Genomic DNA, 23,896 nt, shown 5'->3' on the forward strand with positions numbered 1-23,896 from the left:
AGGAACGGGAGACCACGATCGACAAGGCCTTTCCGTTCCTTTTCTAGTTCTATGAAAGGAGGTAAAACATGTTAGGAAATCTCGGACAAATTGCGGCTACCGTAAGCTTGAACATTGATCCGTTTCAAGTAAGCCAGCGAGTTTTGAACTCTTCAATTAAAGCAACTGCCGCTGAGTTGCGGGCTCAAGATGCTGCGTTTAAGGGCTCTGAAAAGTCTATCAACAACATGCGTTCAACCTATGACACATTGAGTCGCCAGTCAAAGAACTACCAAGCTCAGCTTCAGAAACAACGAGAACAGTATGATGAAAATTCGAAAGCGGTTGAAAAACTTAATAAAAGTGAGACTGCATCGCAGGAAGAAATTAATCGTGCTACAAAGCTGCAAGCTAATGCTGCATCACAGTATAATCGGACTGCTGCCGCGGCTGCACAAAATGAGAACCGAATGGCGGCCTTACGCAAAGAGATTGCGCTGCAAAGCGACGGCTGGACTAAAGTATCAAACGGTGCATCAAAGTTTGCATCTGTTACCGAAAAGGCAAGCTCTAAGCTAACCAGTTTCGGATCAACGATGACAAGGGCGGTAACTGCTCCAATTGCCATTGGGTTTGTGGCAGCAGCTAAATCTGCTATTGATTTCAACAGCCAAATTCAAGCAATGGGGCCCTTGCTAACAAATGGGGGTGCGATTACTGCCAAGTATCGTGCGCAACTTGATCAACTAGCATCAGCATCTAAAAAGTGGTCGGTTGAATATGGCGTTTCCACGGCTGCAATTAACGACGGCATGTCAGAAATGATCAAACGTGGCTATACCGCTGCGCAAACTTTAGGCGCTATGCCTGCAGTTCTCAATGCGGCAAAAGCGTCTGGCGATGACTTCAACGATGTTATGCATGTTTCTACATCCGTTTTGGAGCAATTTGGTCTAAAGACAGAATCAACAACGGGCATGCTTAAAAACACGTCTCGCGTTACAGATACTCTTACCTATATTGCGAACGCTACTGCAGCAGGGTTCCAAGATATGGGCGAGGCAATGACGTATGTCGGGCCTTCTGCTCATGCTGCTGGTATTTCACTCGAAGAAACAGCGGCTGCTATTGGTATTATGAGCAACAAAGGGATTGAAGGATCAGTTGCTGGCACAGCATTACGTGGTGCTTTAACAAGACTGTTGAAGCCTTCTAAGCAAAACCTTCAAGGATTTAATGAATTAGGCATATCTGTTGCTGATTTCAAAAAAGGAACGCTAACTCTTCCAGAGATTCTTGACAAAATCAAGAATAACACTAAGGGGTGGACGGACCAGCAACGTGCTTCTGCAGTAGCGTTGGCTTTTGGAACTGAAGCGCAAGCCGGCATGAATGCCTTAATTAGTGCAGGTGGCGGTGAGCTACGCAAATATACCAGTGAAGCTGAGCATGCTAGCGGAACAACTGCCAAAATTGCTAACCAGTTAAACAATACGGATGCCGCCAAATTGAAGAGATTTCAAGAGTCGATTCATGTTTTAGGAATTGAAGTAGGTCAAAAACTTCTACCGACGCTGACTCCTCTTATCAAAACAGCAACCGATGTTGTCAACGCCTTTACAAAAATGGACAGTGGCACGCAACAAACCATTATTAAATTTGCAGCGTTTGCGGCAGTTGTAGGGCCAGTGAGTTCTCTTATCGGTGGAGCTCTTAAGCCTGTTACTGCTTTGAGCAAAGGAATATCTGGAATTGCGGGAGTCATTGGGCGAGCATCTGCAGCTGCAAAGCTCGGCGGAACTGCAATGGATGTGCTCAAGTCTGGCTTTAGTAAGACAGCCTTTGAAGCATTGAAGGTTGCACCAGCCGCAGCAGCGGCGGCAGAAGGCACTTCTGGAATGGGAGCAGCCATGGGCGGAGCCGCAGCGAGCGGAACAGGATTACTAGCGGCATTGGGGCCAATCGTCCCAGTTGTTTTAGGTGTGACAGCAGTCGTCGGTGCCGGTGTAGCCATCTGGGAATTGTGGGGCAAAAAGGCTCTTGAGTCTGCTGACAGAACTTCACGATGGGGTACTGATATTGGTGCCGATGCCGACCGATCTGCTTCCAAAATGAAAGATGCCTCTGGGGCAATTTCTGGTGCTTTTGATGATACAAACCACACAGTCGAGCAAAATAGCAAAACCATCAAAAAAGGCTTTGATGATATTACGAAGGCCGCTAAAGAATCGTCCAAAAATACCCAAACCGCACTCGACAAGTTGGCGAAGCAAGTCGGTGGATCGACTGCTGATCAGATTCGTAAAGACGCAGCAGAAATGAAGAAGGCCGACGATGCACGCATCAAGCAAATTGAGGCTAATGCCAAACAAGCTAAGTCAATTACTGAATCTGCCAGCAAAGAACATGCCGAATTTACTCGAGATCAAATTCAGATTCTGGATAATTTGCGCAAGAGCAGTGCAGCCGAGGCCGTTAAGACACTTAGAATTTCCGGTACCCAACAAGCGAATGTCTTAAAAGCTATTAATGGCGAAAAGATTCGGATGAGTCAAGCAGCGGCTAAGGAACAGTACAGCCAGATGCAACAGGCATTTGCTGACGAAACTGATACTTATGGCAAACATTATGCTGCCATTAAAAACTCTGCTGAGTTGAGTACGGCTCAAAAGAATAAAGATCTTGAAAAGCTGGAAAAAGATCATCAAAGCAACATGAGCGTGATTTATGCGGGTGCGATCCAAGCAATGAAAGCGCAAGGACTATCCAACAAGACGATTCAAGAACAACTTCAAACAGAGTTTGGTGCGACGGCGTCTCAAGCTAAAAAAGCAATGAGCGCTTATTCAGAGGCAATGAGTAAGGGTGTCAAAGATAGTAAGCAATTTGCGGCCGCCGTTAATTCCAATATGAGCAAGAGTGTCCAGAAGGCTGGTAACGATTGGAACAACCTTGTACTAGATCCTAAAACTGGTAAAGTTGTCACCAATCTGCCACAAGTTCTAAAGGATACCGCAAGCACGGAAGATGGTTGGAAACGTCTTAAATTTGACCTAAAGAATGCCAAGATTAGCTCAAATGCTAAGCAAATGATTGTCGAGGCGATGGCCTCTACCGACAAGTGGAATTCGCTGACCGTTCAAGAGAAGACAGCTCTAGTGAGGGCATCCGGTCAAAAAGACTTAGCTAACATCATAACCGAGTTTGTTTCATGGAATAAGTTCACGCCAAAAGAACAACAAGCCATCGTCAGTGGAGATTACACACCACTTGTCAACGCACTGGTTCAAATGGGTTACTGGAATGAATTGAGTCTCAAAGAACAGCAAGCGATCGTTCATGACAAGGCTACTTTGCCACTCATTGATATCTTGACGCAATCTGGCAAGTGGCAGGGTTTGACACTTAAGCAACAAACTGCGTTGATCAATGCCAAGGGTAAAGACGAACTCAAGGACGTCTTATTCAACCTGGGCGTGTGGCAGTCAATCGATCCCAAAGATCAGTACACAACGCTTAAAGCCGTGGGCGAGGGTAAACTCGCTGACATGCTTGACCAGTTGGCCCTGTGGAACAAGATTACTCCGCAGCAAATGCAGGCGGTGGTTAAGGGTGATTATTCATCTCTAGTCACGGCAATTGATGAAGTTAACGGTTGGAACCAACTGACACCTAAGCAGATGCAGATGATTGTGCAAGATAAAGCAACAGCCACCTTGGTTCAAGGCATGATTGAAGCACAGTCTTGGAACAGGTTGTCAGTCGAGGCTAAGACGGCACTGATTCAGGCCAAAGGCGAGGAACAGCTTGCTGATGCTGTGACCAAGTTTGGTTTGTGGAATCAATTACCGTCAAAGACCAAAGAATTATTGGTAAATAATGCTGATGCCCGCGCCAAACTAGTTGAGGCAGGCATTGATGTAGATGCATACGAGGCCAAACACCCGAGACCGAAAGAGTTGACGGCTAACGTCAATGATTTACTGACGAAGACTTCGCAAGCGAAAGGAGATCTAATCTCCTATGATTCTTACAAGCCGGGGATGAAGCAATTCACTGGCGATTCTTCAAATGTCACTCAACATGCTGAACACGGTAAGAGTGAGATCAATACCTTTAACATGACTAATCCGTTGGCACGTTACTTTACTGGGGATTCCTCAAACGTGACGTCACATGCTGAAAAAGGTAAGGGCGAAGTCAACAGTTTCAATGGAACTAACCCATCAATGCGTTACTTCATGGGTAATGCTTCAAGCGTTGTGGGGGCTGCCGGATCTGGTAAAAACAGTATCGGAAGTTTTAATGGAACAAATCCGGGAGATAAATATTTCAAAGGCCATGATAATACGACAGGACCCGCAAGTGCCGCCAAACGTGCAGTTAGCGCATTTGGTGGGAATGAAGTCATCACGAAGACTTTCAATTTTGTGGCTAATATTTCGGACAGTATTCGGAAGCTTCTTCACTTGCAGCACGGAACTAATGATCTCCGAACGAGTTCACTGGCGATGGTGAACGATGCCTCCGGATCTAACTATCAAGAGCCTATTATCACTCCTAATGGCAACATGTTTATGTTCAAAGAACGAAATGTGGTTTTTCCGCTTGCTCGTCACTCAATGGTTATTCCTGCTGATAAGGCTCGTCGAATGAACATTCCACGTTTTGCTGGTGGCACCACAGACTTCGGAGGCGCTGCTAATAGAATAAACCAATTGAATCCGCAAACCTTTGTTACCAGCATTTCTAGTGGTAGCAATAGTCGTGTTGAGGATTTGCTAGCAAGACTGATCGAATTAACAACTTATAAGATTAATCATACACAACGTACTGAAGGCAAAGTAGTGCTGGAAAATAACCGCGAAATTGGCAAATGGTTGTACCCAACAATTAATGAGTTGGATAAGCAAAACACAATCAGAGAAAGACATGGGAGGGGTGTTTATTAATTGGCGAACTTGATATTTGGAGGACACAAGATTGGTAGTTCCGTTCTGCAGTTTAGTGCTGCTAGGGGAATTACATCAGAGATTGAAAACACCTCCCAGTCTGTTGGAATTAGCGATGGTGAGATGCTTATCAATAGTCGTCTTAAGTCTAGAATCATTCCAGTAACTTATGATTTTGTGGCGCTATCTCGTCGTGAATTTGAACGGCAGTTAGCGCCACTACTTTATAGCACGGATGTTCAGAAGCTAATCATTGATGATCGCCCTGATGAATTTTGGTATGCAAAAGTTGACGGCAAGATTGATATGGACCGGGCTTATTTTCTTGGCACTGGTACTATTAATTTTCTTGTCCCCGATGGCGTTGCGCACTCGGTAGCCAAGAAGACGTTTGACAACATGCCATACAAGGACGTGCCAGTGAACATGCTGGTTGACTCCGGATTTGAATCAGGACGAACCCCAGTAAACTATGTTTGGGGTGACGGTAAAAACACAAATGATAGAATATTCCAAGTCACCGGAAAAGTTCCTTCATTCCCAACGCCTTTCGGTAATTATATGCTTGAAATTGCAAACTGGAGTACTGATTCATCAACTATTCCAGATCAGTACGTCCAAATTCCTTTATCCGAACCAGTTTCTATTAAAAAAGGAGAAACATGGACTTATAGCTACTACTACGCAACTGCTGGGTCAGCAGTTGGGCAAGCATCTGACTATTTGCTGACAACCGAACCAGATCCACTTACTGAATTGTCAATGGGGCATGACGCACGGGATGCTTCGGGAGATCAGACAACGTGGCATCGTTTTGTAAAAACGTGGACGGCGGACAGAGACGTCACTGTAACCACTTTGCGCTTTGGCTTTACAAAAACATCGGCAAGCGCAGGATGGGTATGTATTGACAATGTAAAGCTAGCACAAGAACCCACCGTTTCTCCTTGGTCGCCTAACCCAGCTGATCCTGAATACTATACCAACACCATCACGGTACACAACGGTGGTACCTATCCTGTTGAGCCAGTTATTACGGCAACTATGCACGCGGATAACGGCATGGTTGGGATTGTCAATGATCGCCCGGGTATTCTTCAATTCGGTACGCAAGAAATTGATGGTTTCACCACCGAAGAAAGCGAAGTGGCACTTGATTTGGCAGCCGTGCAAGGCTCACATATGGATAATCAAGCCGCCACAAACAATCCCTATTGGGGTGGTGATCCTAGCATGCCTAATGAACAGATTGGCAATGCGATTTGGACTCATGACGATTATGATGGCTGGAAGGTTGAGCCTAATTGGCCCAGTATTACTGGCGACCACAAGTATTGGAACGGTCCTTCAATCAAGCACAACCTTGCTCAGACACATAACGGTAACTTTAAGAGCAATCTCACATGGGACGTTATGACACGCTTCCAAACTGGTGTCTCAAAGGTTGGTTCACTCGAAACAACTTTAGAAAGTGACGGCAAGCCAATCTTTCAGATGATACTGAAAGACAATAGTGCACTGTCTGACCAAATATGGTGGATGTGCTATTACAAAGATCAGCTGGTCGTCAATGAACAGCTTGATCGTAGCATTTTCACTAATGACAAGTTCATTCAGTTGGAATTACAGAAATTTGGTAATTCAGTTGTTTTCCGAGTGTCCCCATGGGTTGGCAATCAAGGACGAGAGACGACTATTACCCGCCAGTTTACCTTTGCGGATGCTGCTAGTGTCGAGACTAAGCAATTTTCCGCGTGGTTCATGCGTGACAAGACGTGGGGCGAATCGACCATGTATCTGATTGCGTCCACCGTCAAATGGCAGAACGTTAGCTGGTATACGAATATCAAGAATCGTTTTAGCAATGGTGATGTTCTCAAGATTGATGTGGCTAATGCTAAGACGTACTTGAATGGTTCTCTTGACCCAACCATGCACACGCTCGGTAATCAATGGGAGCAATTCAAACTGCCACCCGGTGATACTAAGATTGCTATCACGCCCTCGAGCTGGGCACAGCCATTTGCATGTGAAGTCGAGATAAGGGAGGCGTGGCTATAAATGGAGTATTACTTTGCAGATCGAAAATCAAACATTTTGGGTGTTGGTTCGACCGATGGCAAAGGCGAGTGGCGAATTGACAATGATGTCGAAACACAAAGTGTTGATAACCGTCCTGCGGTCGAGCTTTCTCTTGATATTCACTTCACGACTGATCAGGAACAAGCAGTCAATGAGATGGCTAAAGCAACCAACTTCATCATGTATCAAGATGAAGAAGGCAATGCTCACCAAATGGTGATTGAATCGGTTGAGCATGATTCACTAGGCCATATCCATTCAATTGTTGCCAGCGATGCTGGTAATGATTTAATAAACGAAACCGTTGGCGCCTTCAAGGCCGACAAACCATATACGATTGCTGAATACATTCTCATGTTTACAAATGATTCTGGCTGGGAGATTGGTATCAACGAATTTCCTGATAACGTCCGAACGCTTGAGTGGACAGGCGAAGAATCGTCGTTGGCTCGCATTATTGCCGTGGCAAAAGATTTTAATGCAGTGCTTAGTTTTGGCTTTGAGTTTGTGGGAACCAACTTGGTCAAGCGTGTCATTAACATTCGGCATGAAACGGCCGGTGACAGCTTGATCTCTTTTGAAATGAATAAGGACATCAACAACATCGTCACGCACCTCGATACCTATGACATGGAAACATCGATTAAGGCTTACGGAGCGGTGCCAGAAAGCACGGATGGATCAACTAATAATGATCCAATCAACTTGATCGGCTACAAATGGACTGATCCGACGGGACAGTTTGTGCTTGATCAGTACGGGTTCTTGCACGATACCATTGCTGTGCAGAAATATTCACGTTTGTTAAGCAACAGCAACCCTAACCCAACACAGTCTGACTGGAATCGGGTTAAAACGTTTGATTCAAAATCGCAGGCGGAACTTTTGCAAGCGGCTTTGGCAGACTTGCAAAAGTATAACCACCCAAACGAAACGTACGACATTGATTTGGTTAATTCGCCATACGTACCGCTTAATCAAACCGTCCACATTGCCGATGAGAATCAACAGCTATTCCTGTCTGCCAAAGTGTTGAGCATTCAGCGCAGCCGTGCTAACCATTCTGTCAAGCTTACTTTGGGTGAGTTCGCTCATGAAACAGTCAGCTTTGACCAACGGCTCAGCGATCTTGCCAATAAGATGGCCAACATGCCGAAGACTATTCAGTTTTATCCATGGATTCGTTATGCCGATGATGACAAAGGCACTAACATGTCAGCGTTACCTGCTGGTAAGAAGTATATGGCAACAGTTTGGTCGAACAAGTCGTCAGTCCCGAGTGACAATCCGGCCGATTATGCTGGTAAATGGGCACTGATTAAGGGAGAGGATGGTGCTAACGGTAAACCGGGGCCTAAAGGTGCCGACGGTACCAGCAGCTATCTTCATACTGCATATGCCAATAGTATCGACGGCAAAACTGATTTTTCAGTTACAGATGCCAGCGGTAGATCTTACTTCGGGCAGTACGTTGACGAAACGCAAGCTGACAGTACCGACCCGACACGCTACTTGTGGGCATTATTTAAAGGCGCCGATGGGCGCGATGGTAAAGACGGTAGTGACAATGTTCCGGTTGTGACGGTTGGCCCGAGTTACCCTGCTAAACCAAAGGCTGGGGACCAGCACTGGTTAACCGACGAGGACGGAAATCTTGCCGCTTTTGCCATATTTGATACCACAAGTGGTTGGGATTCAAAACCAATTGCAGCCAAAGCATTAAATGTCGAAACCTTTAATGGCATGACTTTTAATGGGGTCACTTTTAACGGATCTACCTTTATCTCATCTTTCAACCACATCCAACCAGATGGTTTTCCAAATACGATCAGTGGGACGACAAAAATTAGTGGTGGCAGCATGGTCACGAATGCAACGCTGGATAGTAATAGCAAGCAAACGTATCAATCTAAAGTTGATCAGTTGGGGTTGGTTAGCAAGTCAATGTACGACGGTAAGGAAGTTAGTTCCGTTGATGCACGCCAAGGCATGCTCACACTAAAATCTTTGTATAATCCATCTGGGCAAGACGTCACACTTGTATCAACGTTTACGGCGGCTGATTCGGTTTTCTATCAGCACATTGATAGTGGCCTTGAAACCAATGACGTTAGAAGTATGAAAATTGGATATTCAAGAAAAGGCCCAAATGTCACCATTGGGATTGCTTTTGAAATGAAAACTAGCAACGGGTGGGTCAAAATTGCCAACATTCGACCAGGATATAGTCCATTCAATAATGATGATGCAGCAAGATTGATCGGTAGCATGTCGTATACGGGCGCAGCCTGTGAATTGTATGTTTCAGCGGGTGGAATTTACATCATTCCGTGGCGTGGTCAAGGCGCGTATACCGGCAGCTTGAGTTTCATTACGCGTGATGCGTATCCGATTAATGATGCGGTGGTGAATTAAGATGAAGATTAAGATTTGGCTAGATGAGCAAAACCGACTAACCAACTGGGCCTATGAAGCAGAAGATGCTAAATTGGGCCCAACAGAGGACGGTCAACAAATCATAGAAGCAGATGACGTGTCTCAGTTTTTTGAGGGTCACGCATCTCTTGTAGACGGCAAAATCGTTGCCGATGAGGGTTACGATCCGGCTAATGATCATCCACTCCCCGGACCGTCACCTGAACAGCAGATGATTGCCGCGCTCACTCTTGAAGTAGCTAAGCTAAAGGCGGCGAAATCAAGTGACTAATTATGATCAGTGTGCACTACTTTACAGTTGGGGAATTGATTTAACACCTTATGTACCGGTCATGATTACCCCAGACGAATACAAGCAAATTACAGGCAGTGACTATGTCGCCAGCAAAAGCTAGCGGCTATTTTTATGGAAGGAAGTGAGAAAGTGACATTTTTTGGATACACGATTGGTGACTGGGCAGAGGTTATATCAATCATCGGGGTGGGCGTGAGTGCTGGCAGCTGGCTGTTCAAAAAGATTGCCTTAGATCCATTGCGCTCTGATATTCAAGCCCTGTCAGATACGATTAATCGTCAGCTTAAGTTGCATGAACAGTCACTGGCAGACTTGGGTCAGCATCTTAAAACACACGATGACGAGCTTGGCAGTCACTCGGTTAGGATTACTCGATTGGAAGACCATGTAGGCATTAAAGGAGAAGATAACCATGAATAACTGGACAGAACTTTTGGTATCACTTGCAGTAGCAGCAATCCCGATCATTGGGGCTTGGATCTCACAACAGTTGCTGGCTAACAAACAAGCGTTGACCTTGGTAAAGGTATTAGGCCCGTTGGCAAATGCTGCGGTAACAGCGGCAGAACAGCTTGGTGTGACACAGGCGATTGATGGTGCGGTCAAGAAATCGACTGCCATTCAAGCAGTTAAAGATGGTTTGAAGTCGCTTGGTTTCACCAGCACAGACGAGCAGACGATTGCCAACGCAGTTGAAAAAGCTTACGCGGACTTGAAGGATAGCCTAGCAGAAACCTATCCGAAAAGAGAAGGCATTCAAGTAACGGATTTGCAATATTATCCCCATGTTGCTTATGCCAACAGCGCTGATGGCACAGTAGACTTCTCTACAAAGGATCCCCTTGGGAAATCATATATAGGTGCATACTTCAGCTATGACCAAGAAGATAGCAATGATCCAAGCAAATATCAGTGGACAAAAATGGTTGGTCCAAGCTATAGAGACCCCGTAGGAGAGGGAGGGCCCAAAGGAGAATCGGCTACTCAGGCAGCACCGTCATCTGTTGCTCCACAGCAATAAAAAGGGGAAAATCAATGAACGATTTAGATTTTAGAAACACGTGTCAGCGTTTAGTTGCTGATTATACAAATGACCACATGGATAATACCGATGGAAACTCAATCACTCCAGATGATGTATATATCGTTTGGTCATGCAGAGCGCTTCAGAACTCAAAGGCACTGGCTAGTACAAAGGTCAGCGACGGCATGTACTACGAGATAACATACAATGGTGATAAACATGAATTGTATCTTGATGCTTACAAAAAATTTGAAAATCGTGCAATCCAAATTGATAAAGAATAAAGGAGGGCACCATGAAATTAAAAACTAAACTCATCACCTTGGTAGTCGCATTCTTGGCGGCTATTTCTTTTGCCCTGCCATCGCAGGTCAATGCGGCCAAGGGAGATATCGGTGTGGACTGGGCAGTTTATCAGGGAGCCAACGGGGAATATGGCACGAATGACAAGTTCGCGATCATTCAGGCTGGCGGTACACAAGGCGGTACGCTGTATGATCAATGGACGTATGCAAGCCAAGTCAAGGCAGCACAGGCGAATGGGCTCAAAGCCCATACTTATCTGTGGTACGGGGTCGGTGGCAGTGCTGATATTGGTCGACAGGCACTTGACTACTTCCTTCCCAAGATTCTAACGCCGAAAGGTTCTATTGTTGCTCTTGATTATGAGGACGGTGCCTCATCAAGTATGGCTGCCAATACCGATGCCATTCTATATGGTATGCGGCGCATTGCGCAGGCGGGATATACGCCAATGTATTACAGCTACAAGCCGTATACACTGGCACACGTTGACTATCAGCGCATTCTAGCGGAGTTTCCCAATTCACTGTGGATCGCGGCCTATCCGGACTATCAGATTCGGGCATTGCCAGATTATGGTGTATTCCCGTCAATGCCCGGCATTGCGCTCTACCAATTTACTTCTATGCATGCGGCAGGCGGTCTTGATGGCAACGTTGACTTGCTTGGCGTAACCGATAATGGCTACAGTCAACAACCTGTCGCGCCATCAAAGCCCGCAACACCATCGCAACCGTCTACTTCAACAGCGGCCAGTGATGTCGACTATGCGCAAACTGGTGTTTTCAAGCCGTCCGTGACTGTTAACATCCGCACTGGTGCTGGTACAGGATACACAGCAGTTGGCAGCTATGTGCCGGGTGAGAGCCTTGTGTATGATCATGTGTATATTCGCGGTTCATACGTCTGGGCACGGTACCTCAGCTACTCCGGTCAGTATCATTATGTTGCCTTGGGTGTTAACGGCGGTGAGAGCTATGGTTCGCGCAGTTCAAATGCGCAAACCTATTCACACACGTATTATACTGTGCAATCTGGTGATAGCTTCTGGAGCATTGCCAGCAAGTACGGCATTAGCATGTACACGCTGGCTGCTAACAATGGCAAGTCAATCTACAGCCTGATCTACCCGGGCGAAAGCCTGTATATCCGGTAACAAAAAAGTCCTCTGCTCGCTAACGCTGGTGGAGGGCTTATTTTTGTTGCTTTGAAGCGCGGGCATAATGCTGTAAAATAAGATACGTAAGCAACTAAATATTTTAGTCAGCCTGTAATACCTTGTCGTTCTGCCTCCCTTGCTCAGGGAGGCTTATTTTTGTGCACTAAATTATCAGCCACAGTGAAGCCGTTGAAACACGATTTAATAACTTGCTTCTGGATGCTTCTAGATTTGCGAGCCAAAGGGGACAAAAAGGGGACAAGGATACCTCAAATGTTGATACATAGCTATCAGTTATGCCCGGTGGAGGCATCCGTGTTAACTATCGAACGCTGACAAAATCGCATAAGGGGTCTTTGATATGCAACCTGTGCTACTAGCCACTGTCCATCACCCAAATGTCTCTTTGCCTCAGCTACAACAGGTTGTGGCGAGTGTCAGCAAAATATTTTCGGCCATCTACGTCACAATCAGTTCTGTCACTACTAATGAGATCGCGCGTTTACTAGACGAAGCACCAAAATTTCATTGTCGCATTATTGAGCCGCATGGTGCTGCTGATGCCCGCCGAAAAGTACTTGAGTTTGGTTTGCAGGATGTCCATTATTCGGCATCATTTTTTTACTGCGATTTTGATAAGATCGTGGTGGCGGTGGAACGGGCGGAGTCTGCGCTAGAAGCATTTGTGAAACGACTTCAGGCGGTTGACGGGTATCAGATTGTCGGTCGTGATTTAGTGGTGATGCGCAGTTATCCGGCAACTTGGCGCGAAACCGAGGCTATTACCAATAAAGCGGCTTCTGCGGTGTTGGGATTGCCTGATTTGGACATAACGGCTGGATGCTGTGCTTTTAGCCAAGAAGCGGCTAGGTATATTTTAGCTAACTCAAAAGGCTTGCTGACAGATACGGAATGGCCGTTGATTTGCAAAGTCGCGAAATTGCCAATTACGGCAATAAAAATCAGCTTTTTACCTTATGATCCGGCGGTCAATGCCGGACGGGACGATGATAATTGGCGTGGCTATGCATCACGGCTGAGGCTTGCTTATCAAGCACTGCAGTCATTGGAGCAAGGTGTGGATAGGCTTGACCAAACTGATACGCCCAAACAAGTTAAAGTTGGCTGGCCATATAATGGTCACTGAGATTTTGACAGTTTTCCATTTTGGATCGGCGAGCATAAAAAACATCCCTTGAGTTTTACGCTCAAAGGATGTTTTTTACCACCTATTTCTTTTCCGCCGCCACCAACGCCTGCGCTAGATCATCAATCAAATCCTGCTGATCTTCCAGGCCAATCGCGATACGGACATGCTGCGGCGTTAAACCGGAACCTGCGCGTTTTTCTTCCGGTAGTTTGAACCATGGTAGTTTGACTAAGCTGGAGACGGTGCCTAGTGAGTCGGCGAAGTCAAAGACCTTGGTACTGTTGACGAATTTCAGCGGATCAATGTTGTCGGCGAGCTTAATGGACAATAGACCGCTGGCGCCGGTGGTTTCCTGTTGGGCCAGCGCGTAGCCGGGGTCGCTTGGCAGTCCGGGATAGTAGACGTGGGCAACATCGGGGTGCTGGTTTAAAAATTCAGCTACTGCCTGGGCGTTGGCTGTTTCCCGATCAAGGCGAACGGCGAGGGTTGCGATGCCGCGCGACACCAGGCTACAGTCCAGTGGGCTTAAGATGGCGCCGATCGTGTTTTGCAAGAAGGCCAACTTTTCACTGAGATCAGGGTGGGCGGAGACGACCAGTCCGGCAATTAGGTCGCCATGGCCGCCAAGATATTTGGTTGCGCTGTGTAACACAATGTCAGCACCCAGGTCGAGCGGCCGCTGATAATAAGGCGTTAGGAACGTGTTGTCCACAATTGTGATGAGGTCGTGCGCCTTCGCAAGCGCGCTAATCGCCTTCACGCTGCTGACTTTTAGTAGCGGATTGGAAAAGGTCTCAAAGAAGATGGCCTTGGTTTCAGGACGGATCGCCACTTCCACCGCCGCCAAGTCGCGCGTGTCGACCGCTGTAAAAGTCAGGCCATGCTGGGCAAAATATTGGTTAATCAGCCGATCGGTCCCGCTGTAAAGCGAATCGCCGATGATGAAGTGACTGCCGTTGGGGAAGATGGCTAAAACGGTGGCAATGGCAGCAACCCCACTGGAAAAGGCAAAGCCGGCGTCGCCATTTTCCAATGTTGCAATCTGCCGTTCCAAATATTCGCGGGTCGGGTTGCCACTGCGCGCGTAGTCCCAGTGGGTTTCCTGTCCATCAGGGGCAAACCGGAACATGGCGCTTTGATAAAGCGGCGGCACGATGGCACCAGCCTGATCAGTCTGTAGTTGCGGTCCATGAACTAATTTCGTATTGAATTGAGTCATAAAAACCCGACCTCCCTTTGATGAACATGTTGACTATGTATTGCCACGAATTTCGAACATTCGCGGCTTGAAAGTTTAAAAGCAATGCTACAAGTTATTTCGTCGTCAAGTCGGCACCGAAGTATTTTTGCGACAACTTCTTCAGAGTGCCGTCTTTGCGAAGTTCTTTGATACCTTTAGAAAGAGCAGCTTGGAGCTTCGGTGATTTCTTGCTGACCATCCCCGCAATGTCGTCGGGCTTTGCCGCACTGACTTTAAGCGTTTGGCTCTTCAGGCCCGCCGTTGAATTGCTCTTGGCATAAGCATACCAAGCAGCGCTGGAGTTAATGGTGCCGTCAGCGCGTTTTTCTTTGACCAGGTTTAATGAAACCGTGAAGTCGCCGGACGGTGTAATGGTCGCGCCGTACTTTTTCGCTAAGGCGGCGTTTGGGGTGCCAGTACCTTCAACGAATTTCTTGCCTTTAATATCACTCAACTCCTTAATCGAAGTATCGTCGCTGCGAGTAATCAAGGCATAACGCGAGTACATATACGGTGTCGTGAAGGCATAAACTTTCTTACGTTGTGGCGTTTCGGCAATGTTGTTGAGCACCAGATCGAACTTTTGGCTGCCAAGACCGGCGATCAGGGAATCCCATTGAGTAGGGACGAACTTAGCCTTAACGCCGACTTTTTTGGCTAAAGCCTTGCCGAGCTCAACTTCGAACCCCTGCAGCTTACCGTCTTTGCGATAGGAAAACGGGGCATAGGTTCCTTCAAGACCGATCGTGAGCTCGTTCTTATTAATCAATTCGGTTTTGACGTCGCTGCTTTTAGACGTGCTGGACGATCCGCTGCTGCAGGCCGTCAGGGTGAAGACAACGAGCGCCATGATTGGCAACATGAACCACAACTTTTTCTTCAACATCATATTTCTTCCTTCCATAGATAAGGTTGTGCATTCACCGGCTTCTGCGCCAGTGAACGCGCGATGGTAAACACCTTACAACTGAGTCGACTGCGTGTTTGCCGTATAGCGCGAGGTGACTTTTTCGAGGTAGCGCTGACCCCAGGATAAAACGGTGCAGACAATCGCATAGAGCAACGCAACCAGTGAGTACATCAACAATGGCTGGTAATTTTCCGCCGCGATCTGCTGACTGACCTGAAACATTTCGACGATGGTGATCGACGCCGCCAAAGAGGTGTCCTTGACGAGGCTGATGAAACTATTTGACAGCGGCGGGACCGCGGTTCGCAGCGCCTGAGGGATGATGATTTCTCGCAAAACCAGACGTCGCGGCAACCCCACAGCATACGCGGCTTCCCACTGACCGGAATCGATGGATAAAAGCGCCGCCCGAATTGTTTCCGCACAGTAAGCGCCAGTATTCAGCGAAAAGGTAATGATCCCCGCCACAACCGGATCGAGCTTGATGCCATGCGGGAAAATGCCCGGGATGACCAAGCTGGGTAAGCCAAAGAAAACGATAAACAATTGAACCAACAAAGGGGTTGACCGGAAAAGCCAGACGTAAAACGAGGCAATGCCTTTTGCAAGAGTGATTAAGACCCCTTTGCGTGCCGAGATCCGTGTCAAGGCGGTGATTAAAGCGATGATGAGGCCAATGGCAAATGAGACAATCGCGATCGGAATGGTGTATTTAATTCCGGCAGCAACCATTTGCGGCACGGCATCAACGATGATTTTCCACATAATGTTCCTCCTCTTAAGATACATGCCGGTACTTTTCGCTAAATGTCAAGCAGACTGCATGTTCTCAAGCTACTTTTCTTAGCGGCATGCTGTAAACGAACGAGCAAATAAAAAAGCATTTCCGCCTCTGTCCATTTTTCATAGACAAGGACGAAAATGTTCCGCGTTACCACCTTGATTAACCGAACTGATCCGGCTCCCTTTAAGTACAGCACATCTCATGTGCGAATACCCTGACTCAATAACGGGAGCACCCGTCAGCTGCTTGCGGTGAACGTTCACAACTGAATGCATGAAAAGACCATCTTCGCCAGAACCCAATCATTGTCTTCCACCAACTGACAACTCGCTGCGGATCTTCGCCTGACTACTCATCTCTCTGCCGCTAAGATATTGACATTACATTAGGCTAAAAAACAGGTGTTGTCAATAGCAGAGAGCGAACTGACGAGACAATTAGATAACGATTTCACCGCCTAATCTTCCGGCAAATAGCTTGTAAGAAGGGCATATGCTACCTGCAAAAGCTGGGGCAATTTACAACTCCCAACATAAAGACAGACGCAATTTGAATGTTTGAAATTGCGCTTGTCTTTAGTTTCTCCATGAATAATCTTTTTAGATTACTTTTTTATGAACGTAAGCACGTTCTTCTTGTCTGATTTCATGCTTCCGGCCAAGAACGCAATGATGACGGCAATAGCAGAAAACACAAACTCAGAGACTGACCATTTAAAAACTAATGTTAAAACTAACAGCATGATGGCTGCAATTAACAAAACGCCATCTCTGGGACCTAAATTAATATAAGGATACATCATCATTAGGTACCACTCCTTTCGTTACCTAAATGTCTTAGGCATTACTAATTCGGTTAACCGCTGAAGTTGCGTTATGTCCACCTCTATCAATCTGGGTGCGTTCTTTTTTAGGCAAAATTTCTGTGATTCGCATTCGCCTCCTGTGGCAACGATTACATCATGAGCATAGGCGCGTTAACATAATCAGTCAATGTTTTTGTGTGGCCATTTTTGAAATTTTAGTTAGTAAAAAAGACACATCTCTAATTTAACAATCAGAAAAGTGTTGACATGCATGTACGGCGCGACTAAAGTGAAATTCAACAATTGATGATCATGAAGACGGGATAAGTAACTACATGCTTACTGCTCAGAGAGCCGCTAACTTGGTGCAAGGCGGACAGGCGGCATCAGCGAAAATGGTCCCCAGAGTGATTTGTGGATGAGCATTGTAAATCCGCAACGGTGGGCAGTCGTTATGGTGCCGGGGTATCATCAACTTGATTGTACCTGTCGAGGCGGATCGTGTGAACGATTCTCGCAAATCCAAGGTGGTAACGCGCAACGTCGCCCTTGGCCAATTTTGAAATTGGCTAAGGGCGGCGTTTTTTTGTCTTCGAGTTCATCAAAGAAAGGGAAGTGATCTTTTGCAAGAGACGACGAATATTTCGGCGGTTTCCGTGGCGCAACCAGACACCATTGCACCTCTACGTGCGTTCTTTGCGCCCTTGGCAATTTTTATCACGTTGATTTTGCAGCTTTTATTACCTAAAGCTAGGACCATTACAGCAAAATCAGAACCATGGTTCACGGACTTATTATTAATCGCATTGGGGGTAACGGTGGGGTTGGCTTTGTATCACCTGATTACGTCCAAAGCACAGCGTTATGTGTACAAGAGCTATTTTATTGGCGGCGTTTTTCTGATGTTGGGGTTGTATAACCTGGTGACTCTGAAATACGCATTGATTAATCCGCTGTTTTTCCCCAGCCCTGAATCGATTCTGGACGTTCTGGTCAAGGACTGGGCATTCTTACTGAAATGTCTTGCCTATTCAACGCGATTATTGTTTCTCGGTTTGTTGTTTGGCATCGTCACTGGTCTTGTTACCGGTATTTTGATTGGTTGGTATACCAAGTGGAATTACTGGCTATCACCAGTCGTCAAACTCTTTGGCCCGATTCCTTCAACAGCATTTATTCCTGTAGCGCTTTCGGCATTTGCAACAAGCTTCCAAGCTTCGGTTTTCCTGATTGCCTTATCAACATGGTTTCCAATCACCATCCTGACCAACTCAGGAATTGTGAATGTCAAAAAACAGTTTTTCGAAGTTGCCGATACGATGGGGGCAAGCAACGTTCAGAAAATTTTCAAGGTGGCGATTCCGGGAGCACTGCCAGATATCTTTGTTGGCATTTTTAACGGCATCTGCTCAAGTTTTATTACCTTGATGACGGCCGAAATGATTGGGGTTAAATATGGCATTGGTTGGTATATTAACTGGCAACGACAAATCATGGGTTATGCCAATGTATACGCTGGCTTGCTGGTGATCGCCATTAGCTTTTCGTTGATTATCACGATCTTTTTCAAAATTCGCGATCACTTCTTGCGTTGGCAGAAAGGAATTATCCAATGGTAGAGACGACAAGTGGGGCAATTACAATTGATCATGTTCGCAAAATATACACGGATAATGGACCGGGTGCCAAAAATACGGAGGCTCTGCATCAAGTGGACGCGCAAATCCGCCCAGGGGAATTCATTGCTTTGATTGGGCCTTCGGGATGCGGCAAGTCGACACTTTTGCGCCTGCTAGCCGGTCTAGATACGCCGACAGAAGGAACCTTAAAAGTCGATTCCAAGTTGATTACGGGGCCAAGTCGCGAGCGGGGGTTGGTTTTCCAAGATGCTACCTTGTATCCTTGGCTGACGGTTGCGGAAAATGTCAGATTTGGTCTGAAAATTGCGCATCAAAAGAATACGGACGACGCAGTTCATGAGTTGATTGAGCTTGTGGGGCTAACTGGATTCGAGCATGAATATCCCAGCCAACTTTCCGGTGGGATGCAACAACGGGTGGCGCTTGCCCGAGCACTGATTAATTATCCGAAAATTATGCTGTTTGACGAACCTTTTGGGGCACTGGACGCGTTTACGCGGATGCGGCTTCATGATGAGCTCATTCATATCTGGCAGAAACGAAAGATCACGATGATCATTGTGACGCATGACGTTGAAGAAGCCGTTTATCTGGCTGACCGGGTTTTCACCATGACGCCGCGGCCGGCAGTGCTCAAAAAAATTGTTCCGGTTACCTTGCCACATCCCAGAGATCGTAATAGTCCTGAGTTCATTGCGTTAAAAGAAAAAGTGTTGGCTATTTTGAACTTTAAAGCTTAATGCATCATTTCATTGTTGCAGATTAGAAGCAAAAGAGGAGTGTGTCATCATGAAAAAGCAGACCAAAACTATTTGGGTAGCAGTCGCAACGATTGCCGGTTTGGCAGTTGTGTTGGTTTTTGCATTTGTTCATCAAAATAAGCAAACAACCAGTACTGCGCCACAAAACACAGCCACCGTGGCGAAGAAAGACGATAACTATGTTTTGCGCTTGGGTGATCCGGGTGGTGTCTGCGGTGCGCCGCAACAGATTGCGCAAGTGAAGGGGTTCTTCAAGAAAGTCGGATTGAAATATAAAGTCGTCAAAGTTGATGCAAACACAACCGGTATTGAGGCAGTCACCTCAAACAAAATCGATGCCTCTAATTCGCTATTGGGGTCAATCGTTCAGCCGATTGCTAATGGGGCACAACTGAAAATTACAACGGGCTTGCACACCGGTTGTATCAGCGTTTTAACCGCAAAAGGCTCAACGCTTAAGGCACCGAAAGATTTTGTCGGCAAGAAAATCGGGGTTGCCGCTGTTGCCGGATCTGAAGCGACGTTTACCAAACGTTGGTTGGGGGATCATGGGGTTGAGGTTGGAACCAACAATGCCCAGGTCCAGTTTGTTCAATATGATGCTTCTGAATTACCAATTGCGTTAGCCAAAGGGCAAGTTGATGCGATTGCCATTGAAGACCCCACTGTTCAGATTGCGGTCAAACAGTATGGCTTCAACATCGTCGCTTCTTCAGCAGAAACGGCGCCATTCAACACTGAATATTGCTGTGTGGCATATGTTTCCGCAAAAGTTGCAAAAGAGCATCCTGAAGCAGCACGGAAGTATACGTTGGCAATGCAAGAAGCCACTAACTGGGTTAAAACCCATCAGTCACAGACAGCGGCCATTCAAATCTCAAACAAATTTGCGGCTGGCAAGGCAAGTGTGAACGAAAAAGCACTCAAGACGTATGACTGGAAAGCTTCATATTATGGTGGACAAAAAGCGTTCATTCAGGTTGGTAAGGATTTGCAGAAGATCGGCATCGTTAATAAGAATACGGATCTTAATTCCCTGGCCAACAATGCATTTCTCAAAGTGAAAGATGTTCAGTAAGCTTTTTAGAGACATAAGATAACAAGCGGAAACGCCCCGGTACTTAAGAAATATTTCTGTCTAGAACGGGAGCAGCGATCCACTTAGCACAGCCCAAAACAGGTCTATTTCGTTCATGTTGTAGCATCAAACATCGACGGAACAGACCTGTTTTTTGATTGATGTGTGGGTAAGCGGCGGGAAAAGGCTTTGCTTGCATGATGGTAGTTTGCAGGTCTGTTCGTTGACTCGCCCGATACTGGCGCGAAACACGTTCACTGGCGCAGAAGTCTGTGTGTAAGGACCATGGTCGCAATGGCCAAACCCGGGCCATCACGCCCAAGGCCACTTACACTCCGACTTCTAAGCGCGCCAGCTCACGCTCTTGTAGAAAACGCGTTCACAGACCCAGAAACCTGTACATAAGGGCCTCAGACCCAAATGGCCAAAGCCCAGCCATTTGGGTCTGAGGCCACTTATGCTCCGGTTTCTAACCGGGCCTGTTCACGCTCTCTAGTCCTAAAGTCCAGTGACTTTATTTCATAAATGAGGTATATTAAATGCGGAGAAGTTATGTAAGATGTTAATGTTTTAGTGGAGGATAAGATGAAAAAGGCATGGGTTTACGGCTTAGCTGCCATGCTTGGCTTGGGTGTATCAACGGTGATTGGTAATCAGGCGTTGACGTTTGCAGCTTCAGCGCCACCAGTTGCGGTACAGGCATCAGCACCAAGTTGCAGTAGCACACAACCAAAAGAAGACAGCGTGAAGACAACGCAAGACGCCACCGAAAAGACGACCGATGATCAGCAACCGGTCATCACAGTGGCTGACACGGATGAACCAACTGACAGCAAGGAAGCTTCGAAAAGTTCCGTGGTGACTTCCGATACCCAGGACGACAAGAAATCATCTGCAAGCACCGAAGCAATCAGCGGGGTCTCAGTACCAAGCAGCAAAGTATCGGAAACATCGGCAGACAAGCCAAGCAAGGTTTCCGAAAAAACAGTCAGTTCAACACCGACGATTAAAACCGAGCAGGAAGTCAATTCGCTGGCCAGTCAGTCAGTGACAAAGCCGACAGCAGAAGAACAAAAAGAACAGGCTGTGGTTGCAGCAGCGCAAGCGGCAACGCACGATGACGTTAAAGTTGACCACGCGGTGCCGGTTGTTTCCAGTGATGGCAACTACTTTAAGTCATCTACATCAAATCGGAAACATCCACGTACCGCTGTCGAACTCATTTGGCAGGCGTTAATCGACACATTTTCCCAGCGGCAGCAATGTCCAAGCGATGTCAGTGACCGGCTGGTTGTCCATGAACCGACCGACGATCAGGGTATTGTCAAAACATCATTGGCGCTCATAACCAAAGAGCTCCACAAGACGTTTTCTGTCAAGGAACTAGCGCAGAACTTTCAAAAGGATATTCTGACGCCAGCGAATCGAACGATCAAAGATGTCATCGGTTTACTTAATCAGGTTCTACTGAAGCACCTGATCAATGCCGATTATCGGTGAATCTTTGCTTAGCTATAATAGAAGAAAACGTATAAAAATAAAGGTACCGATCGCACACAAAACGTGATCGGTACCTTTTCGATTGCGACGAAACGTCTGATCAAGCAGCTTTTGGGTAGCTGGCTTTTGGGATGATCAGTAAGAACGTTGGCGCTTAATTTTGTTCCGCTTGAACCTTGGCTAAAGCCGTTGCCCGCCGTGTTTTAACGGTGTGGGCGACCAGGCCGATAACCAGACCGACAGCAGCCGGAACCAACCAGCCCAGACCCATTGCGGCGAATGGCAGGTAATGTAATTGGAAACTGTGTAAAGCCAGGCCAACTGCGCTTTGACTCACAACTGCCGGGAATGCGGCGAACATGTCCAAAACAGCCGGTACTGCGGTGAAGGCAACGACGACGCGGTAAACGACCGGATCGTGATGGAAGGCTTTGCCGAAAACAGACATGAGGATGAGGACCATTGAGAATGGATATAGGAACATCAACATTGGCACGGACCAAGCGATGATTTGTTCAAGTCCGAAGTTAGCGGTCAGGAAGGACAGAAAACTGGTCAGTGCCAGCCATGCCCGATAGCTCACCTTAGGAAAATGCCGGTGGAAGTCTTGCGCGAATGCGGCAACTAAGCCCACAGCGGTTGTCAGGCAGGTCAGCGTTAGCAAGGTGGCTAAGACAGCGTGGCCAGCGGTACCAAAGTAATAAGTGACCACTTGATTGAAGGCAGTGCCACCTTCAGGACTCAGTTTGAAATGTGCCAGTGACATACTGCCAAGCACGATCAATGCAACGTAGATCAATCCGATAAAACTGGTTGCCATGACGCCGGCCTTGGCGGTTGCTTTGGCGACATGGTCATCATTTTTCAGCCCCAAGCCGCGAACCGCCGTGACAACGGTGACCCCGAATGCTAACGCAGCAAGTGCATCCATCGTGTTGTAGCCTTGCAGGAAGCCATTCATGAAGCTGCCGTTTTTGTATGCGGCGGTGACGGTTTGCGCAGCCGGATTGCCCATTGGATGGAGGTAGCCGACGAAGAAGACGAAGAATAAGAGCACTAGAAAAATCGGGTTCAAAACTTTACCGACAGCCGTGGTGATCTTCCGTTCCTTATAGGACAGGAAGAACGCTGCGCCGAAGAACAAGGCGGAGAAAACAAGGAGGCCACCTTGCTGCCAATCTTTTGGCAACATTGGTAAAACGCCGGTGGTGAATGAGACGGTTGCTGTCCGCGGGGTGCCGAACATAGGACCGATCGTTGCGTGGATCAGCACCATGAAGACGAGGGCAAAGACGCTACCAAGCGGTCGTCCGATATCATAAACGCCTTCCGCATGCGTGGCGGCGATGGCTAAAACGCCTAGTAGCGGCAATGCAACCGCGGTGACTAAAAAGCCCAGCATGGCCGGGAACCAGTTAGCCCCAGCGAGTTGACCAAGGTGTAATGGGAAAATTAGATTGCCGGCGCCAAAGAAGAGGCCGAACAAAAGTGATGCAATGACGACATAATCACGGGTTGAAAGTTTCTTTTCAGGTAATTCCATTTGAGTTCCTCCAATAAGTTTAAGTCAGACGTTAATTCATTCATGAGGCGACTAATGTGGGTAATGTCAGATTCCAATTGCATCACATCCTTAATTGGTTTGTTGATCCAGTTGCTACGCGAAAATACGGACAGGTTACGTAGATACAAAAAGTCGCCCCTAGATTTAATCTAAGGGCGACTTTGCGCGGTACCACCTTAATTCACCAAAGCATAGAGCCTTGGCCTTCATCGCATACGGTCCGTGGACGATATG

At 46.9% G+C, this 23,896-nt stretch carries 18 protein-coding genes, 1 pseudogene and 1 other annotated feature (1 of these 20 cut by a window edge); of the genes and pseudogenes, 14 read left to right on the top strand and 5 right to left on the bottom strand.

The window, feature by feature from the left end; all coding sequences use genetic code 11:
* Positions 1-68: 68 nt before the first annotated feature.
* The 10 genes and pseudogenes from LACPH_RS02615 to LACPH_RS02660 all read left to right on the top strand — a co-directional run bounded on the left by LACPH_RS02615 (position 69) and on the right by LACPH_RS02660 (position 13,377).
* A complete protein-coding gene (locus LACPH_RS02615) occupies positions 69-4,931 on the top strand; it encodes a phage tail tape measure protein (RefSeq protein ID WP_306387237.1) in 4,863 nt (1,620 codons plus the stop codon).
* The gene (locus tag LACPH_RS02620) at positions 4,932-6,992 is read left to right on the top strand and encodes a distal tail protein Dit (protein ID WP_306387238.1); all 2,061 of its coding nucleotides are present in this window, start codon (positions 4,932-4,934) and stop codon (positions 6,990-6,992) included.
* Positions 6,993-9,428, top strand: coding sequence for a phage tail family protein (locus tag LACPH_RS02625; RefSeq protein ID WP_306387239.1), 2,436 nt, complete (start codon positions 6,993-6,995; stop codon positions 9,426-9,428).
* Position 9,429: 1 nt separating this feature from the next.
* Positions 9,430-9,720, top strand: a complete 291-nt coding sequence (locus LACPH_RS02630; protein ID WP_306387240.1) for a hypothetical protein — start codon at positions 9,430-9,432, stop codon at positions 9,718-9,720.
* Positions 9,713-9,844: an XkdX family protein gene (locus LACPH_RS02635; RefSeq protein ID WP_019888587.1), complete on the top strand. Its 132-nt coding sequence runs from the start codon at positions 9,713-9,715 to the stop codon at positions 9,842-9,844. Before LACPH_RS02630 ends, LACPH_RS02635 begins: the two co-directional genes overlap by 8 nt.
* A 29-nt stretch (positions 9,845-9,873) precedes the next feature.
* Complete coding sequence (locus LACPH_RS02640; protein ID WP_306387241.1) at positions 9,874-10,164, top strand: hypothetical protein; 291 nt, start codon at positions 9,874-9,876, stop codon at positions 10,162-10,164.
* A pseudogene (locus LACPH_RS02645) lies at positions 10,157-10,492 on the top strand (phage holin); the annotation flags it as partial. The gene LACPH_RS02640 and the pseudogene LACPH_RS02645, both read left to right, overlap by 8 nt.
* A 287-nt stretch (positions 10,493-10,779) precedes the next feature.
* A complete protein-coding gene (locus LACPH_RS02650; protein ID WP_070543981.1) occupies positions 10,780-11,052 on the top strand; it encodes a DUF6275 family protein in 273 nt (90 codons plus the stop codon).
* An 11-nt stretch (positions 11,053-11,063) separates the two neighbouring features.
* The gene (locus tag LACPH_RS02655) at positions 11,064-12,227 is read left to right on the top strand and encodes a LysM peptidoglycan-binding domain-containing protein (protein WP_306387242.1); all 1,164 of its coding nucleotides are present in this window, start codon (positions 11,064-11,066) and stop codon (positions 12,225-12,227) included.
* Between the two features lie 364 nt (positions 12,228-12,591).
* Positions 12,592-13,377, top strand: coding sequence for a hypothetical protein (locus LACPH_RS02660; protein ID WP_274784406.1), 786 nt, complete (start codon positions 12,592-12,594; stop codon positions 13,375-13,377).
* Positions 13,378-13,459: 82 nt separating this feature from the next.
* On the opposite strand, the gene LACPH_RS02665 is transcribed toward LACPH_RS02660, so the two are convergent.
* The 4 genes from LACPH_RS02665 to LACPH_RS02680 form a co-directional block, all read right to left on the bottom strand.
* Entirely contained in the window at positions 13,460-14,599 is a 1,140-nt protein-coding gene (locus LACPH_RS02665) for a trans-sulfuration enzyme family protein (protein WP_274784407.1), read from the bottom strand.
* Between the two features lie 94 nt (positions 14,600-14,693).
* Positions 14,694-15,506, bottom strand: coding sequence for a transporter substrate-binding domain-containing protein (locus LACPH_RS02670; protein WP_274784408.1), 813 nt, complete (start codon positions 15,504-15,506; stop codon positions 14,694-14,696).
* Positions 15,507-15,581: 75 nt separating this feature from the next.
* Positions 15,582-16,295 carry an amino acid ABC transporter permease gene (locus tag LACPH_RS02675; protein ID WP_274784409.1) on the bottom strand — a complete coding sequence of 238 codons (714 nt, stop codon included), beginning with the start codon at positions 16,293-16,295 and terminating at the stop codon, positions 15,582-15,584.
* A 623-nt stretch (positions 16,296-16,918) separates the two neighbouring features.
* Complete coding sequence (locus LACPH_RS02680) at positions 16,919-17,119, bottom strand: hypothetical protein (protein ID WP_047107217.1); 201 nt, start codon at positions 17,117-17,119, stop codon at positions 16,919-16,921.
* 704 nt (positions 17,120-17,823) lie between these two features.
* On the opposite strand from LACPH_RS02680, the gene LACPH_RS02685 reads away from it, so the two are divergent.
* The 4 genes from LACPH_RS02685 to LACPH_RS02700 all read left to right on the top strand — a co-directional run bounded on the left by LACPH_RS02685 (position 17,824) and on the right by LACPH_RS02700 (position 22,098).
* The gene (locus LACPH_RS02685; RefSeq protein ID WP_370531192.1) at positions 17,824-18,738 is read left to right on the top strand and encodes an ABC transporter permease; all 915 of its coding nucleotides are present in this window, start codon (positions 17,824-17,826) and stop codon (positions 18,736-18,738) included.
* Positions 18,732-19,499 (top strand): ABC transporter ATP-binding protein, encoded by a 768-nt coding sequence (locus LACPH_RS02690; protein ID WP_274784410.1) that lies wholly within the window; start codon positions 18,732-18,734, stop codon positions 19,497-19,499. The genes LACPH_RS02685 and LACPH_RS02690 overlap by 7 nt, the downstream gene beginning before the upstream one ends.
* Positions 19,500-19,548: 49 nt before the next feature.
* Entirely contained in the window at positions 19,549-20,598 is a 1,050-nt protein-coding gene (locus tag LACPH_RS02695) for an ABC transporter substrate-binding protein (RefSeq protein WP_306387243.1), read from the top strand.
* 585 nt (positions 20,599-21,183) lie between these two features.
* Positions 21,184-22,098: a hypothetical protein gene (locus tag LACPH_RS02700; protein WP_274784412.1), complete on the top strand. Its 915-nt coding sequence runs from the start codon at positions 21,184-21,186 to the stop codon at positions 22,096-22,098.
* A 154-nt stretch (positions 22,099-22,252) separates the two neighbouring features.
* Here the strand turns inward: LACPH_RS02700 and brnQ are convergent, their stop codons facing one another.
* Complete coding sequence (brnQ, locus tag LACPH_RS02705; RefSeq protein ID WP_274784413.1) at positions 22,253-23,641, bottom strand: branched-chain amino acid transport system II carrier protein; 1,389 nt, start codon at positions 23,639-23,641, stop codon at positions 22,253-22,255.
* A gap of 169 nt (positions 23,642-23,810) precedes the next feature.
* Positions 23,811-23,896, bottom strand: a binding site (T-box leader) (it continues 152 nt past the right edge of the window).

The organism is Lacticaseibacillus parahuelsenbergensis (assembly GCF_030770265.1).
Taxonomy (GTDB): domain Bacteria; phylum Bacillota; class Bacilli; order Lactobacillales; family Lactobacillaceae; genus Lacticaseibacillus; species Lacticaseibacillus casei.